This is a genomic window from Variovorax sp. 278MFTsu5.1 (assembly GCF_048305045.1).
Classification (GTDB): domain Bacteria; phylum Pseudomonadota; class Gammaproteobacteria; order Burkholderiales; family Burkholderiaceae_C; genus Variovorax; species Variovorax guangxiensis.
The window spans coordinates 347,939-364,268 of record NZ_CP157622.1 but is presented as its reverse complement, the minus strand read 5'-3'; the positions used below and the strand labels follow the sequence as shown (position 1 = coordinate 364,268).

11 protein-coding genes are annotated in these 16,330 nt (G+C 69.3%); 1 reads left to right on the top strand and 10 read right to left on the bottom strand.

From position 1 onward, the window contains the following. The 6 genes from ABL844_RS01560 to ABL844_RS01535 all read right to left on the bottom strand — a co-directional run bounded on the left by ABL844_RS01560 (position 1) and on the right by ABL844_RS01535 (position 6,404). Positions 1 to 1,503 (bottom strand): FAD-linked oxidase C-terminal domain-containing protein, encoded by a 1,503-nt coding sequence (locus tag ABL844_RS01560; protein WP_418130285.1) that lies wholly within the window; start codon positions 1,501 to 1,503, stop codon positions 1 to 3. 126 nt (positions 1,504 to 1,629) lie between these two features. Further along, positions 1,630 to 2,514, bottom strand: coding sequence for a LysR substrate-binding domain-containing protein (locus ABL844_RS01555; protein WP_369660040.1), 885 nt, complete (start codon positions 2,512 to 2,514; stop codon positions 1,630 to 1,632). A gap of 25 nt (positions 2,515 to 2,539) precedes the next feature. Continuing rightward, entirely contained in the window at positions 2,540 to 3,472 is a 933-nt protein-coding gene (locus tag ABL844_RS01550; RefSeq protein ID WP_369660041.1) for an SMP-30/gluconolactonase/LRE family protein, read from the bottom strand. Between the two features lie 190 nt (positions 3,473 to 3,662). After that, positions 3,663 to 5,090, bottom strand: coding sequence for an ammonium transporter (locus tag ABL844_RS01545; protein ID WP_418130284.1), 1,428 nt, complete (start codon positions 5,088 to 5,090; stop codon positions 3,663 to 3,665). Between the two features lie 29 nt (positions 5,091 to 5,119). Further along, positions 5,120 to 5,458, bottom strand: a complete 339-nt coding sequence (glnK, locus tag ABL844_RS01540) for a P-II family nitrogen regulator (RefSeq protein WP_007833403.1) — start codon at positions 5,456 to 5,458, stop codon at positions 5,120 to 5,122. Between the two features lie 67 nt (positions 5,459 to 5,525). Further along, complete coding sequence (locus ABL844_RS01535) at positions 5,526 to 6,404, bottom strand: TorF family putative porin (RefSeq protein WP_418130283.1); 879 nt, start codon at positions 6,402 to 6,404, stop codon at positions 5,526 to 5,528. A 214-nt stretch (positions 6,405 to 6,618) separates the two neighbouring features. Between ABL844_RS01535 and ABL844_RS01530 the strand changes: the two genes are divergently transcribed. After that, a complete protein-coding gene (locus tag ABL844_RS01530; RefSeq protein ID WP_418130282.1) occupies positions 6,619 to 8,163 on the top strand; it encodes a YifB family Mg chelatase-like AAA ATPase in 1,545 nt (514 codons plus the stop codon). Positions 8,164 to 8,251: 88 nt separating this feature from the next. Here the strand turns inward: ABL844_RS01530 and ABL844_RS01525 are convergent, their stop codons facing one another. From ABL844_RS01525 to ABL844_RS01510, 4 genes are all read right to left on the bottom strand, one after another. Next, positions 8,252 to 10,312 carry a serine/threonine protein kinase gene (locus ABL844_RS01525; RefSeq protein WP_418130281.1) on the bottom strand — a complete coding sequence of 687 codons (2,061 nt, stop codon included), beginning with the start codon at positions 10,310 to 10,312 and terminating at the stop codon, positions 8,252 to 8,254. A gap of 118 nt (positions 10,313 to 10,430) precedes the next feature. After that, positions 10,431 to 11,144, bottom strand: a complete 714-nt coding sequence (gene tagF / locus ABL844_RS01520) for a type VI secretion system-associated protein TagF (protein WP_126022472.1) — start codon at positions 11,142 to 11,144, stop codon at positions 10,431 to 10,433. A 130-nt stretch (positions 11,145 to 11,274) separates the two neighbouring features. Continuing rightward, positions 11,275 to 14,937 carry a type VI secretion system membrane subunit TssM gene (gene tssM, locus ABL844_RS01515; RefSeq protein ID WP_418130280.1) on the bottom strand — a complete coding sequence of 1,221 codons (3,663 nt, stop codon included), beginning with the start codon at positions 14,935 to 14,937 and terminating at the stop codon, positions 11,275 to 11,277. Next, the gene (locus ABL844_RS01510; protein ID WP_418130279.1) at positions 14,937 to 16,322 is read right to left on the bottom strand and encodes a DotU family type VI secretion system protein; all 1,386 of its coding nucleotides are present in this window, start codon (positions 16,320 to 16,322) and stop codon (positions 14,937 to 14,939) included. Before ABL844_RS01510 ends, tssM begins: the two co-directional genes overlap by 1 nt. Positions 16,323 to 16,330: the final 8 nt, after the last annotated feature.

Genomic DNA, 16,330 nt, shown 5'->3' with positions numbered 1-16,330 from the left:
TCAGAACCTCGGCAGATCGGAATGCGGCAGCCTGCCGCCGCGCACCACCTGCTTGCCGTACTCGGCGCAGCGCTGCAGCGTGGGAATCACCTTGCCTGGGTTGAGCATGCCCTCGGGGTCGAAGGCGCGCTTCACGCCGAGCATCTGCTCGTTCTCGGCGGCGGTGAACTGCACGCACATGCTGTTGAGCTTCTCCACGCCCACGCCGTGCTCGCCCGAGACGGTGCCGCCCATCGCGACGCTGGTCTCCAGGATGTCGGCGCCGAAGAGCTCGCAGCGGTGCAGCTCGTCGGGGTCGTTGGCGTCGAACAGCACCAGCGGATGCAGGTTGCCGTCGCCTGCGTGGAACACGTTGCAGCAGCGCAGGCCGTATTTTTTCTCCATCTCCTGGATGGCCAGCAGGATGTCGGCCAGGCGCTTGCGCGGGATGGTGGAGTCCAGGCACATGTAGTCGGGGCTGATGCGGCCCGAGGCGGGGAAGGCGTTCTTGCGCCCGCTCCAGAACCGCATGCGCTCCTCCTCGCTGTTGCTGCAGGCGATGGCGGTGGCACCCGAGGCGCGCAGCACGGCGGTCATGCGGCCGATTTCCTCTTCCACCTCCTCGGGCGTGCCGTCGGACTCGCACAGCAGGATGGCGGCAGCGTCGAGATCGTAGCCCGCGCGCACGAAGTCTTCGACCGCGGCGGTCATGGGCTTGTCCATCATCTCCAGTCCGGCCGGGATGATGCCGGCTGCGATCACCGCGGCCACCGCGTCGCCGGCCTTCCGCACGTCGTCGAAGCTGGCCATGATGCAGCGCGCGAGCTGCGGCTTGGGCACCAGCTTCACGGTGACCTCGGTGGTCACGGCCAGCATGCCCTCGCTGCCGATGACCAGCGCGAGCAGGTCGAGCCCCGGCGCGTCGAGCGCCTCGCCGCCGAACTCCACCGGTTCGCCCTCGGCCGTGAAGCCGCGCACGCGCATCACGTTGTGCAGCGTGAGCCCGTACTTGAGGCAGTGCACGCCACCCGAGTTCTCGGCCACGTTGCCGCCGATGGTGCAGGCGATCTGGCTCGACGGATCAGGCGCGTAGTAGAGGTTGAAGGGCGCGGCCGCCTCGCTGATGGCGAGGTTGCGCACGCCGCACTGCACCACGGCCGTGCGGCTCACCGGATCGATCTTCAGGATGCGGTTGAACCTGGCGAGCGACAGCGTCACGCCCATGGTGTGCGGCATCGCGCCGCCCGAGAGCCCGGTGCCCGCGCCGCGCGCGACCACCGGCACGCCGAGCTGATGGCAGGCCTTGAGCACGGCGGCGACCTGCGCCTCGGTCTCGGGCAGGGCCACCACGAGCGGGCGGGCGCGGTAGGCGGTGAGACCGTCGCACTCGTAGGGAGTCGTGTCCTCGTCGTGCCAGATCAGCGCGTGGGCCGGCAGGTGCGGCTGCAGCGCGCGAACGATCTGCGCCTGGCGCTGCGTTTTCTGTAGCGAATCGTGTTGCGTGGGGGTCAGCGGCGCGTTCATGCGGCGGCCTCTTTTCTTCTGTTCGCGGATGTCTCGGGTGTACCGCACTCTACGGGCATTGCGGCAGCCCCGGGTTGATGGATTTTTGCCGGCTGCTTGAAAGAACTTCGCGCCGGGCCGTCCGGTTCAGCGCAGGCTCTGTTCCAGCCAGTCTGCAAAAGCCGCGCATTCCCAGCGCTCGAGCGTGCCGGTCTGCCAGCAGATGTAGTGCCGGTGCGGCGAAGTCACCGCCTGATCGGACAGCGCCACCAGCCGCCCCGATTCGAACCACTCCGCGCCCAGCTTCTGCCGCACCAGCGCCACGCCGAAGCCGCTGGCGGCCGCGTCGTACATCAGCCCCAGGTCGTTGAACTGCGAGCCGATGGCGGGCTCGGGCTGGTCGATGCCGCAGCTCGCGAACCAGGTGCCCCAGGGCTCGAGCGGGCTGCGGATGAGCCGCGCGGCGGCGATCTCGGCCGCGCTGCGGAAACCGGTGAAGGGGCCGAACTCGTTGAGGTAGCTCGGGCTGCAGGCGGGCACCACCTGCTCGCCGATCAGCAGCCGGTGTTCGCAGTCGGCATAGCCGCCGGGGCCGTAACGCACCTCGAGGTCGGCCTGCTCGGCCGTCACGTCGAGCAGCGGGATCGACACCTGCAGCACCAGTTCGATGTCGGGGTAGATGTTGCGGAACAGCTCCAGCCTCGGCATGAGGAATTGCCGGCTGAAGGTGGGCGTGACCGCGATACGCAGCCGCGTGGCGCGCTGCGCGGCACTGCCGCCCAGAGGCGTCGCCTGCAGCGCCGCCAGTCCCGTGCGCACGTTCGCGAGGTAGGCCGCGCCGTCGGCCGTGAGGCTGAAGTCGCCGCGCCCGAAGAGCTTGAAGCCGACGTGCGATTCGAGCTGCCGGATGCGGTGGCTCACGGCGCTGGGCGTCACGCACAGCTCGTCGGCCGCGCGGCCCGCATGCCGCAGCCGCGCCACGGCCTCGAAGGTCAGCAGGCACTGGATCGGCGGGATGTGCTGCAGGGCCATGTGCGCCCGGGTCCCCGGTTTCTCTTCAGTCTTCGAAGAAGTTGACCGGAAGGCCGGGCGTGTCGACGCGCATCGAGATCACCGTGCCCGATGCCGGCCGCTGCGCGAGCTCGGCTGCAGGCCGGCCCTTGCGGCCGCTGGTGACGAACAGCGTCTTCAGGTCGTCGCCGCCGAAGCAGGGCATGGTCGGGCACTGCACCGGCACGGGCACCGAAGCCACGATCTCGCCCGTGGGTGCAAAGCGCAGCAGCTGCGCGCCCTCGAACATGGCCACCCAGTAGTGGCCCTGCGCGTCGACGGTGGCGCCGTCGGGGCGGCCCTGGTAGCCCAGCGGTGCATCGGCGCTCCAACCCTCGGGCTTGGCGTCGAACTGGTGGAACACGCGCGCGCGCGAGAGCGAGTTGGCTTCGGCGTCCCAGTCCCATGCGCAGACCACGTGCGCGGCCGTGTCGGCCCAGTAGAGGGTGCGCGCATCGGGCGAGAAGGCAAGGCCGTTGGCGGTGGTGGACTCATTGGCCATCTGCGTGAGCGTGGGCGAGACGCCGGTGCCGGGGCGCGCGTCGAAGCAGTAGAGCGCGGCGTTGGCGCGGTCCTTCGCCTCGTTGAGCGAGCCGCCCCAGAAGCGGCCCAGCGGGTCGCACTTGCCGTCGTTGAAGCGCATGGTGCGCACGTCGTGCTCAACGCGCGCCATCGCGGCGAGTTCGCCACCCCATTCGCGCGCACGGTAGATGCCGTCGCGCAACGCGATCACCAGGCCGCCGCTGCGCGCGGGCGCCATGCAGCCGGGCTCGGTGGGCAGGGGCCAGCGCTCGACCTTCGCATCGGGCGATCCGATCTCGCCGCGTGTTCGCAGCACGGCGCGGCCGGGAATGTCGAGCCAGTAGAGCGATCGTTCTTCGGGATGCCAGAACGGCGATTCGCCGAGCTCGCAGAGGCTGTCTTCGATGGAGGTCCACATGGTGGCGAGATTGTGCTCCCGGCCACCGGGGCTCCGGACAAAAAAATGCCCGCTGGCGCGTGAGCGCTGGCGGGCTGAACATCCAAAGGAGACCTCGCTTGAAAAACTCGTTACGCGGAATTCTTCTTGTTGTAGATGGTGGTCATTCATGCAATGGCGGGCTGCCCGCAGGCGAGCCCGCCAGAGCGGATCAGCGGTTGTATGCGGTTTCGCCGTGCGAGGAGATGTCGAGGCCTTCGCGCTCTTCTTCTTCCGACACACGCAGGCCGAGGGTCAGGTCGGCGATCTTGTAGGCGATGAAGGCCACGATGCCGGACCACACGACGGTGAGCAGCACGCTCTTGATCTGGATCCAGACCTGTGCGCCCATCGCGAAGGTGTCGGGCGTCGCGCCGCCGGTGCCGCCCAGGCCCTTGGCAGCGAACACGCCGGTCAGGATGGCACCCAGGATACCGCCCACGCCGTGGACGCCGAACACGTCGAACGCGTCGTCTGCACCGAGCATGCGCTTCAGGCCGCCCACGCCCCACAGGCAGACCAGGCCGGCCAGCAGGCCCAGCACGATCGAACCCATCGGGCCGACGAAGCCGGCGGCGGGCGTGACGGCCACCAGGCCGGCGACGGCACCGGATGCCGCACCCAGCATCGAGGCCTTGCCCTTGTGCAGGCTCTCGCCCAGGATCCACGACAGGGCCGCGGCGGCGGTGGCGAGCACCGTGTTCACGAAGGCCAGGCCGGCGACGGCGTTGGCAGCACCGGCCGAGCCGGCGTTGAAGCCGAACCAGCCGACCCACAGCAGCGATGCGCCGACCATGGTGAGCGTGAGCGAGTGAGGCGTGAAGGCTTCCTTGCCGTAGCCGACGCGCTTGCCGACCATGTAGGCGCCGACCAGGCCGGCCACACCGGCGTTGATGTGCACCACGGTGCCGCCGGCGAAGTCCAGCGCGCCGTCCTTGCCCAGCAGGCCGCCGCCCCACACGATGTGGGCGATCGGCACGTAGCTGAAGGTGAACCACAGCACCGAGAACAGCAGCACGGCCGAGAACTTGGCGCGCTCCGCGAAGGCGCCGACGATCAGCGCCACGGTGATGGCCGCGAAGGTGCCCTGGAAGGCGACGAACACATATTCGGGAATCGTGGTCAGCGCGCCGAAGGTCTCCTGCGTGATGCCCTTCATGAAGATCTTGTCGAATCCTCCGAAGAAGTTGCCGTCACCCGAGAAGGCCAGGCTGTAGCCGTAGACGGCCCACAGGATGCTGATCAGCGAGAAGATCACGAAGACCTGCATCAGCACCGACAGCATGTTCTTCGAGCGGCCCAGGCCGCCATAGAACAGCGCAAGGCCGGGGATGGTCATCAGGATCACGAGAAGGGTCGAAGTGAGCATCCAGGCGGTGTCGCCGGAGTCGATCTTCGGAGCGGGGGCCGCGGCGGGCGCAGCCGGGGCTGCATCGGCGGCTGCCGCTGCGGGAGCAGCAGCAGGGGCGGGCGCGGCGGCAGCGGGTGCCGACGCGGCCGGAGCCTCGGCCGTGGCCGCTGCAGGAGTCTGCGCGAAGCCGGTGGTACCGGCAGCCAACACGCTCAAGCCGAGCGCAAGAGAGACAAGCAGTTTTTTCATAGTCGTTGTTCTTTCGGGCCAGGACTCGATCAGAGGGCTTCGCGGCCCGTTTCGCCGGTGCGGATGCGAACGACCTGTTCGAGGTTGTAGACGAAGATCTTGCCGTCGCCGATCTTGCCGGTGCGCGCAGCGCCTTCCACCGCCTCGATCACGCGATCGACGAGGTCGTCGGAGACGGCCGCTTCGATCTTGACCTTGGGCAGGAAGTCGACCACGTATTCAGCGCCGCGGTAGAGCTCCGTGTGGCCCTTCTGGCGGCCGAAACCCTTCACCTCGGTGACGGTGATCCCCTGCACGCCGATGGCCGACAGCGCTTCGCGCACTTCGTCGAGCTTGAACGGTTTGATGATGGCTGTGACCAGCTTCATGAGTTTTCTCCTTCGGATGGAAATGAAGTGGCGCGGCAGCTTGGGCCGCACCTCGTTGTTGTGTGGCTTACAGCGTCTTCGTCAGCGTGACGATGAAGCGGGCCTTGTTCGGCGAGTAGTAGGTCGTGCCGAAGGTGCCGAAGCCGTAGTCGACGCCCGGGTTGCTCACCGCGAGGTACGAGTTCTTCTTGTTGGCGCCCTGCACCGAGCCGGTCAGCGACAGGCCGTTGCCGAAGTCGTAGCTCGCGCCGATGTTGTAGTCGACGTAGCTCTTGTAGCCCAGGCTGCGGATGTCGCTGGACATGTTGGTGAAGCCCACCGCGGCCTTCAGCGTGACCTTGGGCACGATCTCCTTGCTGTACGACAGGTTCAGGTAGCCCGTGTTCGTGCCCTTCAGGCCCGAGCCGGCCTTGTTGCCGGCGTAGCCGAAGTAATCCTTCGACACGGTGTGCGAGTACTTGGCGGTGAAGGAGCCGAAGCTGTCGTTCGCGTAGGTGGCGCCGACGTACAGCTCGGTGGTGTTGCCCGAGGAGTTGCCCGGGTAGATGTAGGTGAGCGCACCGACGTCCATGTCCAGCGGGCCGGCCTTGAACTTGTAGCCGCCGTACACGTCCATCTCGATGCTGTTGCCCTTGAGCCAGTTGACGCTCGAGTTCCAGTTGCCCACGTAGAAGCCGCTGTCGCCGAAGGCGTAGTCGAGGCCGCCCTGGATCGCGGGCTTGAAGCCCTTGGTCTTGGCGTAGTCGTTCTTGCCGATCATGTCCTGGTCCTGGCCACGGAACTTGTAGTTCGTGGTGATGGACACGTTGCCGGTCAGATTCGGGGCGGGAGCTGCCGCAGGCGCTGCTGCGGCGTCGGTCGTTGCAGTCTGCGCCAGGGCCGCGCCGGACGCGGTCAATGCGGTGGCCAGAACGATCAGCGCCTGGGCGGCGGTACGGTGCGTCATCAGGGAACTCCTCGCAAGTGTGTGGTTGGACCGGAAGGCTCAAAGCAGGGAGCGTGCCAAAGTGCACGAATGCCGCGCCTTGCAGCCGTGTCCGCGGCGCGGTTGAGAGCCAAATCGTTACAACAGCTGTTGCGAGTGGTTGCAGATGCACGGTGCGCCGCACCACCGCGGGAATGCTCAAAAAACGCGCACCATCTTGGGGAGAGGGAGAGAAATGGGACTGTCTTTGGTGCAAAGCCGCGCCTTGCTGGGTCTTGAAGCGGCCAGTGTCACGGTTGAGGTGCATCTGGCGAACGGCCTGCCCAGCTTCACGCTGGTCGGCCTGGTCGAGACCGAGGTCAAGGAGGCGCGAGAGCGCGTGCGCTCGGCGCTGCAGAACGCGGGGCTGGAGTTCCCCAACAACAAGCGCATCACGGTCAACCTCGCGCCGGCCGACCTGCCGAAGGACTCCGGACGTTTCGATCTGCCCATCGCGCTGGGCATCCTCGCGGCCAGCGGCCAGATAGACAACGCGAAGCTCGCCGGCCACGAGTTCGCCGGCGAGCTCTCGCTTTCGGGCGAGCTGCGGCCCGTGCGCGGCGCGCTGGCCATGGCGCTCGCGCTGCACACGCGCGGCGTCGCTACGCGGCTGGTGCTGCCCCTGGAAAGTGCGCAGGAGGCGGCGCTGGTACCAGGCGGCGAGGTGTACGGCGCCAGGCATCTGCTGGACGTGGTGCGCCAGTTCGTGGCCACCGATGACGAAGCTTCACAGTTGCCCGACACCGCGGACGACGGCTGGGCGCGCATCCGGGCCGCGCCCGACACGAACCCGCCCCGCTACGCCGATCTTGCGGAAGTGAAGGGACACACGGGCGTCAAGCGCGTGCTCGAAATCGCCGCGGCGGGCGGCCACAGCCTGCTGATGGTGGGCGAGCCGGGCTCGGGCAAGTCGATGCTCGCCCAGCGCTTCGCGGGGCTGCTGCCGTCGATGCACATCGACGAGGCACTGGAGAGCGCGGCCGTGGCCAGCCTGGGTGGGCGCTTCGCGACCGAGCGGTGGCGGGTGCGGCCGACATGCTCGCCGCACCATACGGCGAGCGCGGTGGCACTGGTCGGCGGGGGCTCCCCGCCACGGCCCGGTGAAATCTCCCGCGCGCACCATGGAGTCCTTTTTCTCGACGAATTTCCCGAGTTCGCCAGATCCGCCCTCGAAGCGCTGCGCGAGCCGCTGGAGACCGGCACCATCACCATCGCCCGCGCCGCGCGGCGCGCCGAATTCCCGGCGCGCTTCCAGCTCGTCGCCGCGATGAACCCATGTCCCTGCGGCTATCTCGGCTCGTCATCCAGGCCCTGCCGCTGCACGCACGAGCAAGTCTCGCGCTACCAGGGCAAGCTCAGCGGCCCGCTGCTCGACCGGATCGACCTGCACATCGAAGTGCCTCCGGTGTCCGCGCAGTTGCTGCTCGAGGCGCCCGCGGGCGAATCGACCGACAGCATCCGCGAACGCGTGGTCGCCGCGCGCGAGCGCGCGATGCAGCGCCAGGGCCATGCCAACCAGTCGCTGCAAGGCGCAGCCATCGACCGTCATGCGGCACTCGACGACGCGGCGCGCGCGTTCATGTTCAACGCGGCCGCCAAGCTCGGCTGGTCGGCGCGCAGCACGCACCGGGCGCTGAAGGTGGCGCGCACGATCGCGGACCTGGCCGGGTCGCAGGCCGTGCAGGTCGGGCACCTGGCGGAGGCGGTGCAGTATCGAAGGGCGTTGCGCGGGGCCGCCTAAAGCGAGATATGCAAGAGCGCGCTCCCGCCTCGCGCACGTAACCCCGAGGCGGGTCGCGGCCCGGAGCCGGCAGGGCCGCAGGATCCGGCTACTTGAACTCGTGGCTCACAACGGGCGCCGACTTGCTGTCCTGCACCGTCACGCGCTGCCGGTACACCTCGAGGTCGCCGTTGCGCACTTCGATGTTGTAGATGCCGGGGCGCAGCGACAGCGACTTCAGCGGCGGGCTGACGCCACGGTCGGCGCCGTCGACGAACACCTGGCCCCAAGGCCGCACGTTGAACAGCACGCGGCCCATGCCGGGCGCCGCGGGCGGAGTGGCGGTGGCGCCAGGCGTGCCGGGCGTGGCGCCGGCGACCGTGGTTCCGGGCGGCTGTGTGCCGGGGGCAACGGGCACCGAAGGCGGCGAGACGCGGTTGATCTCGGCGATGGCGTTGCGCGCCTCCCGGGCGTGCAGGCCGCGGCGGTAGCGGCGCAGGTAGGCCTCGTAGCCTTCGCGCGTGTTCTCGCTCTGCGCGAGGTTCCAGTCCTCGGCTTCGGCGGTGGCCAATGCGGATTCGGGCGGCGTGGCCGGTGTTGCGGGCGTCGCCGGCGCAGTCCCGGGCGTGGTGACCGGAACGTTCTCGAGCGGCGCCAGAGGCCCGGTGGATGCTGCGGGCGCGCTGGCCGCCGCGGCCGGGGGCTGCGCCGCGGCACCGCCGGCCACGGCCGGCGGCACGCCGTCGGTGGCGGGCGGCGTGGCGGTACCGGTCGTGGCCGCAGGCGGCATCGCTGCCGGCGGCGCTGCGCTGGTCGACATCGGATCGCTGGGCGGCGGCACCGGCACCATCGCGGTCTTGGGCTCCTGCGGCTGCATGCCCGAAGTGAGGCGCAGGCCGATCCACGCGCCCACGGCGACGAGCGCGATCAGCAGCACGCCGACCATGCCCCAGGGCGGGCGCTTGAGCTTCTGTTTCTGCGCGGGCGCGGCAGCCACGGCTTTGCGGGCCTTGGCGCGGCTGTCGCGCTCGTCCTGCGCCGCGCGCGGTGCGGGCGCCGGCGCGGAAGCGCGCACCGGTTCGGGCGCGGCCACCGGCATGGGCATCGACATCGGCTCCAGCGGCGCGGGCGCCGACACCGGCGAGAACTGCTGCGGCGTGAGCTGCGGAGGCGGCGGCGTGGCCGAAACGGGCGCGGCGGGAATGATCACCGCCGGCACGCCCATGCCGCTCACGTAGATGTCGCCCAGCTTCACCAGCCCGAGCTCGGCGGCGAAGGCGGCCACGGTCTGCGTGCGGTCCTTGCTGTGCACGGCCAGCGTGTGGTCGATGGCGGCGCAGAAGGCCGGGCTCAGGTCGTCGCGGCCCATGGACGACAGCGGCACGTAGGCATCCTGCACGCTGCGCACCACGGCCGAAGGCGGCGGATGGCCGGTGACCGCGCGGTACAGCACAGCGCCCAGCGCGTACAGGTCGGTCCATGCGCCCTGCAGCAGGGTGTTGTCGTCGGCGTACTGCTCGATGGGCGAGTAGCCCGACTTCACCATCACCGCCACCTCGTCGACGAGGTCGGCGATGGACTTGCGCGCCGCACCGAAGTCGAGCAGCACCGGCAGGTCGTCCTGCTGGATGAAGATGTTGTCGGGCGCGATGTCGCGGTGGAAGCACTGGCTGCGGTGCAGCGTCTCCAGCGCACCCAGCAGCGGCCCCAGCATGCCCAGCAGCCAGGGCTCGGTGACCTTGCCGGGCTCGTCTTCCGCCAGGCGGCGCAGCGTGCGGCCCTTGTAGAGCTGGATCGCCATGTAGGCGGTGGAGTTCGCCTCCCAGAAGCGGTGTACCCGCACCAGCGCCGGATGGCTGAACTGCGCGAGCGTGCGCGCCTCGTTGATGAAGCTGCGCAGGCCCGCCTGGAAGGTGGCCGTGAGCCGCTCGGAGCGCACGTGCACGCTGTTGTCGCCCACGCGGCGCGCGAGCATCGCGGGCATGTATTCCTTGATGGCGACTTCGCGCTGCAGGGAGTGGTCGTAGGCGCGGTAGACGATGCCGAAGCCGCCCTCGCCGATCACCTCGAGCAGCTCGAACTCGTCGAGGCGGTGGTTCACGCCCAGGGGATGCGGGCGCTCGTCCTGCGTGTCGGCCGCCGGGCTTCCGATGCCGTGCGTGGTCGTCATGCTTCGTTTCCTCCTGCGGGACGGCCGCCCACATGGTCCTCACGGTCCTCATGGCCCTCACGGCCCCCATGACCCTCTCGGCCCCTCCGGGCCTGCCGGCCGATATGGCTCTTCTTGTTCATGCCCATGGCACATGTCCCTGCGAAAACAACTTGGAAAACAGCGGCGTGTTGAGCCCGCCGCCATGGGCCGCGGTGCGCAACGGAGACCCGTCGGCCTGGTTGGTCCACCAGTAGCTGGTGCTGCCGAAAGGGTCGAAGCACAGTGGAAGCTCTGGCCAGCCCAGGCGCTGCTGGGCGCTGGCGCCACCGGCCGTAGGCCCGAGGATCGAAAGGATGTCGTCCGAACCGCCGCTGGCCGTCTGGAAGCCCGCGCGGCCGGCCGCCAGCACCTGGCTGTCGAACTGGTCGGGTGCCACGCCGTGGCGGATGGCCTGCAGCATCGCGCTGCCGCACTGCCAGTACCACTCGGCCGAGCCTTCGAGCACCGAGGGGCGGTAGTTGCGCGCGGCCACCTGCAGGGTGATGCACACGGGGTAGTAGCGGCCCACCCGGTCGCAGCTGGGTGCGATGCAGCCGAACTGCACCGCGTCGACGCCCTGCGTGGCGGGAATCGCGAAGTTCCACACCGGCGCCACCGCGTAGTGGCGCGTCATCGCGTCGGGCCAGCGCTTGAAGCTGCCCAGGCCGTTCTGCATCCAGCGGTCCCACCAGGCCTGCAACTCGCGCGGCATGCGGCGATAGAGGAAGTCGCCGGCGGAGGGCAGCTTGCCGTACCAGCCGATCTGCTCGTCGACCGGCACCCAGGCCTGCGGGGGAATGCTGCTGTTCATTGCATATGCCTCGAAACAACATCGCGGCATATGCCAGGAACACCGCGGAACCGGCTTTGCCGGGCCGCAGGTGTTGCCCCCTGCAAGGGGGTTGGAGAAGCGACACGAAGTGCGCGAAGCCTGGGGGTGTTCATGATTTCCCGGGGCACGAGAAGCTGTTCATCTGCGGCAGGCGCAGCGGGTTGTAGACGCTGTTGGCGGTGACCGCGAGCACCACCTTCTTGCCTTGCAGGTCGAAGCTGGCGTTGAAGGATTCGGGCGAGCTGCCCGCCGAGATGGAAGCCTTGTCGAAGAGCCGGTGCAGCGCCCACGGCCCTTCGGTCACGATGCCGCCGGCCGGCGTGCCGTTGGCGGTGGTCACCTGCAGGCGCACCTGGTTGCTGTTGCGCGGGCCCGGCCACTTGATGGTGCTGGGCGCCTGCGGGCCGTGGGCGTAGCGAACCGTCTGGCCGTCGACGTCGAGCGTGAACTGCGTGAGCGCCGCGTCCATGTCCTCGGGCCGGATGTCGATGGTGAACGAGGGCGTGCGCCCGCCCGCCATGCCCGAGAAGAACACGTCGCGGATCGCCTGCGCCTTCTGGAAGGAATCGAGGTAGGCCGAGCGTCCGGTGGCACTGCCGTCCACGCCGCGCTTGAAAGTCCAGGGGTTGACCGAGGTGTCGACCTGCGTGATGAGGTTCTTCTGGAAGAAGTCGTCCATCATCCCGCCCGGCGCGAACAGCTGCGCGAAGTCGCCCGAGGCCACGTCGCGGTTGGAGCCTCGCGTGAACGGATAGCGCCCCGCGATGGCCTGGTTGCAGAACGAGCCGATGCTGGCCGCCGCGCTCTGCCCGATGTTCTGCCGCGTGACCGCCGCCGCCTTCGACGACGCGGTGGCCGAGAGGTCGTTCAGCATGCCCTGGAAGGGCACCGGCAGGCGCCCCGCCTCTGCCTGCACCTTGGTGACCGCGTCGCTGGTCGGCGGGATGTTGCCGCTGCGCAGCGCCGTGTCGGTGGCGGTGAGGAAGTTGTAGAGCTCGTTGATGAGCGCGGCCGTCGCGTCGATGGGCGCCTGCCCGCCCTGCTTGGGCGCGGTGACCATGCGGCGCAGCGGCTCGAAGTGGTTGTCCACCAGCGACTCGGGGCGGTCCACGCGCGTGTTGCGGCGCTGGCTGCCGTCGGGCTGGCCGATGAGCTGCTCGATGCGCTCGCGCGTGCTCTGCACGCGGTTCTGCGCCTGGTCGAGCAGGCTGCGCGCGGCCTCGTCGTGGTTGCGCAGCAGGTCGGTCTCGCGCGCGGCGCCGCGGATGATGCGCGACATCGGCGACTCGGCGGTCGAGAGCACGCGTGTCATCTGGATGCTCTGCAGCAGCGAGCGGCTGTCGGCCAGGCGGATGTCGACGAGATAGTCGTCCCACACCTTGATGTAGTCGGTGAGGTAGAGCCGGCGCACCTCGCGCAGCAGCAGCTCGCGCGAGGTGATGTCGGCGATGCCGGGTGCGCGGATCTGCAGCACCCAGCGGTCTTCCTGCTCGAGCGACAGCGCGGTCTCGGCCATGCGCTTGTCGAAGATGTCCCAGTAGCCGCGGTAGGTGAAGAGCGTCGGGATGCCGTCGGTCAGCGGCTTGCCGCTCGCGCGGCGGATGACCAGCGCCGACTCGGCGCCGCCCGCCTCGGCGATGGTGAAGGCATTGGGCTGGCTGGTCTGCAGCAGGATGCGGCGCAGCCGCGCATACGAGCGCTGCGCCAGCGGCACGCCGGCCAGGCGCTCGCGCGTCTGCGTGATGAGCCTGTCGTCCTTCGCGAAGGGCGAGGTCACCACGCGGCCCGAGAACAGCGCCTTCAGGTGCGACTCCAGGTTGGCGCGCTGCTCGCGCGTGAGCGAGGCGCCGATCTTGCGGTCCACGTCGGTGAGCAGCCAGGCCTGCAGGAAGTCGGCGTCGTAGCGCTCGGCGTCGTACAGCATGAGGTAGGCCTTGAGCGCCTCGTAGCTGTATTCGGCGTCGTTCTTCGCGGCCTCGCGCAGCGACTGCTCCACGCGCTGCGCGGCCTGCGGCAGCAGCACGGTCTCGAGCGCGCGCTGGTAGACGCCGTCGGTCGCCGCCTGCAGCTTCTCGCCCTGGTACAGGCCGAAGCGGTAGGAGGTGGGCGGATCGCCGATGTCGAAGTGGCTGGACTTCGGCAGGTCGCGCAGCCTGTCGAGGATGAGCAGCGAGCTGGCGATGTCGCCGCTGGTGTCGACCACCGTGGGCAGCTCGCCGCGCGCGGCGGCCTTGTTGAAGGCCTTGGCGTTGGTGTCGACCTCGGCCACGTACTCCTTGTTGTTGCGCCAGCTGTTCACGCAGGCTCCCAGCAGCAGCACCAGCAGCACGCCGATCACGCTGTAGCCCGCGATGTCGATGGCCCGCTTGCGCCGGTACCAGCGCAGGTTGGTGCCCGCCACGCCCGCGTCGCGGAAGATCACCTGCTGCAGCAGCTCCTTCAGGAAGTAGCTCTTGCCCGGGCCCGGCGGCGGCGCCGGCGGCGCGTTGACCTGCAGGTAGCGCTTGATGGCGCCCATCACGCGGTCGAAGGCCGTGCCCTCCTGCGTGCCGCTGGTGAAGTACACGCCGCGCAGCATCGACGCGGCCTCGAACTTCGAGGGGTTGAATACGTCGGCCAGGAAGGTGCCGAGGATGTCCTCGAAGCTCGCGAACTGCTGCGGCAGCAGGTAGGCCTGCGCACGGCGCATCGGGTCGGACTCGGCCGCCAGCAGCTCGGGCAGTCGCTCGTCCAGGCGCTGGTGCAGCAGCTTGTATTCCTGGTGGAAGCGCTCGCGCAGGTCGCCGCCCACGGGCGCCGCGCCCTTGTTGCCCTTGCCGGCCTTCGCCGGGTTGCCCTGGATCGGGAAGGTGAAGCCCCACACCTGCTGGCGCTCCGCGCGGCCCAGCGAGCCGAAGTACTCGTTGAAGCCGGCCAGCAGGTCGGTCTTGGTGACCAGCACATAGACCGGGAAGTCGATGCCAAGGTCGTTGCGCAGCTCCAGCAGCCGCTTGCGCAGCGCCATCGCGTGGCGCGCGCGCTGTGCGTCGTCGGCCAGCGGCAGGTCGGCGATGCTGATGGTTAGGATCGCGCCGTTGATCGGCTGGCGCGGCCTGAACTTCTTCAGCAGCTCGATGAAGCCCTTCCACTCGCCCTCGTCGGTCTCGCGGTTGCTCTCGTGCGTGGTGTAGCGCCCGGCCGTGTCGATCAGCACCGCCTCGTTGGTGAACCACCAGTCGCAGTTGCGCGTGCCGCCGATGCCTCGCACCGCCGCCTTGCCGAGCTGGTCGGCCAGGGGGAAGTCGAGGTCGGAATTGACCAGCGCGGTGGTCTTGCCCGAGCCCGGCGCGCCGATGAAGATGTACCAGGGCAACTGGTACAGGTACTGCCGGTCGAACAGCGAGAAGCGGCTCGCGGGCTTGCCGTCGGCATCCGCGCCGAAGCGCATGTTCTTCAGGATGTTGGTGGCGTCGGTGAAGCCGCTTTGCAGCTCCTTGATCTCGGGCGCGTCCTCGGGCTTGGCCTCTTTCTCGCTCTTGGAAGGCGTGCGCAGCTGGTTGAGCAGCTGCGCGTTGAGCCGGCGCTCGCGCCACTTGCGGTAGATGACGCGCACGAGCCAGATCGTGAACATCAGCACGATGACCACGATGCGCACGATCTCGTCTTCGAGCGGGCGATAGCGGCCCACCGCGATGGCCGGGCCGATGACCCAGATCAGGAAGGCGAGCGCGACCAGGCCCAGGAAGACCCACAGGTCGCGGCTGATGAGAAAACGGAAGATGGCGCGCAGCATCAGCGGGTGCCTCCGGAGCGCGGTGCGGGCACAGGTGCGGGTGCGGGCGCAACGAGCGGCGCAGGAGCCACCGGCGCCACCAGCAGCGTCACCTCGACGCGGCGGTTGCGGGCGCGGTTGGCGGGCGAGTCGTTGGGCACCAGCGGGTCGGCGTCACCGCGGCCTTCGGCGCGCAGGCGCTCGGGCCGCGCAATGCGCGCTGCGATCATCTTCTTCACCGCGTCGGCGCGGGCCTGCGAGAGTTGCCAGTTGGAGGGGAAGCGCACGCTGCGGATCGGCTGGTCGTCGCTGAAGCCGCTGACCAGCACATTGCCTTCCACGGAATTGAGCGCGTCGGCCACGCGCGCGAGCACCGGCGCGTAGCGGTCGAGCACGCGGTCGGAACCCGAGGCGAAGAGGCCGTCGCCGCGCAGCACCACGACACTGCGATCCGCCTCGTCGCGCACGGTGAGCAGTCCTTCGCGAATTTCAGGCTCGAGGAAGCGCTGCAGGCGCGGCACCGGCGCCGGCATGACGACGGCACGCTCGGCCTGCGGCAGGCGCACCGCATTGACGGCCGCGAAGGCGCCGTCGGAGTGGCCCGCGAGATTGAAGGTGAGGAAGGCGAACACGCCCATCAGCAGCACCGCTGCGACCGCGCCCACGGCCCACACGGGCAGCCAGTTGCGCGAGCGGCGCACGGGCGCGCTGCCGTCCTGCCAGTGCGGCGACAGCGGCACCGGGATCTCGCCGCGCGTCTGCCGGATGATCTGCAGCAGCCGCTGCTTGAGCGTCTCGAGCTGCGAGCGGCCGTTGTCGATGACGCGGAAGCGCCCCTCGAAGCCCATGGCCAGGCAGAAGTAGATGAGCTCGATCAGGTGCAGGTGCTGCTGCGGGTTCTGCACCAGGCGCGACAGGAGCTGGAAGAACTTCTCGCCGCCCCAGGTCTCGTTGTGGAACATCACCAGCAGGCTCTGCGACGACCAGATGCTGCCGCCCCACGGCGTGAGCGCCGCGGCCTCGTCGACCGCGGTGCACAGGCAATAACGCGCACCGATGATCACCTCGGGCGCGATGCCCGCCTGCTGCGCGCGCGTCTCGAAGCGGCGGACCTCGTCGACGAGGTGCTCGCGCAGCTGCGAGGGTGCGGGATGGTGGCCGGTGGCGCGGATCTGCGGGATCAGGTCGAGCAGCGGGTTGGCCGCGGCCACCAGCGGGTTGTTGCCCGCGAGCGCCGTGTCGCCCGCATGCGGGCGCCGCGCGTCATGCCATGCGGTGAAGGAGTCGGGTTGCGCACCGAGTCCGCGCTGCGCGGCGGGCATGCCGCCCACGTCGGCGTTGCCGCCACCCGGGTTCGGCGGCACGAAGCCCCCCGGGCCGACGGCCATGTCGTTGACACCGTTCATAGAGTCCC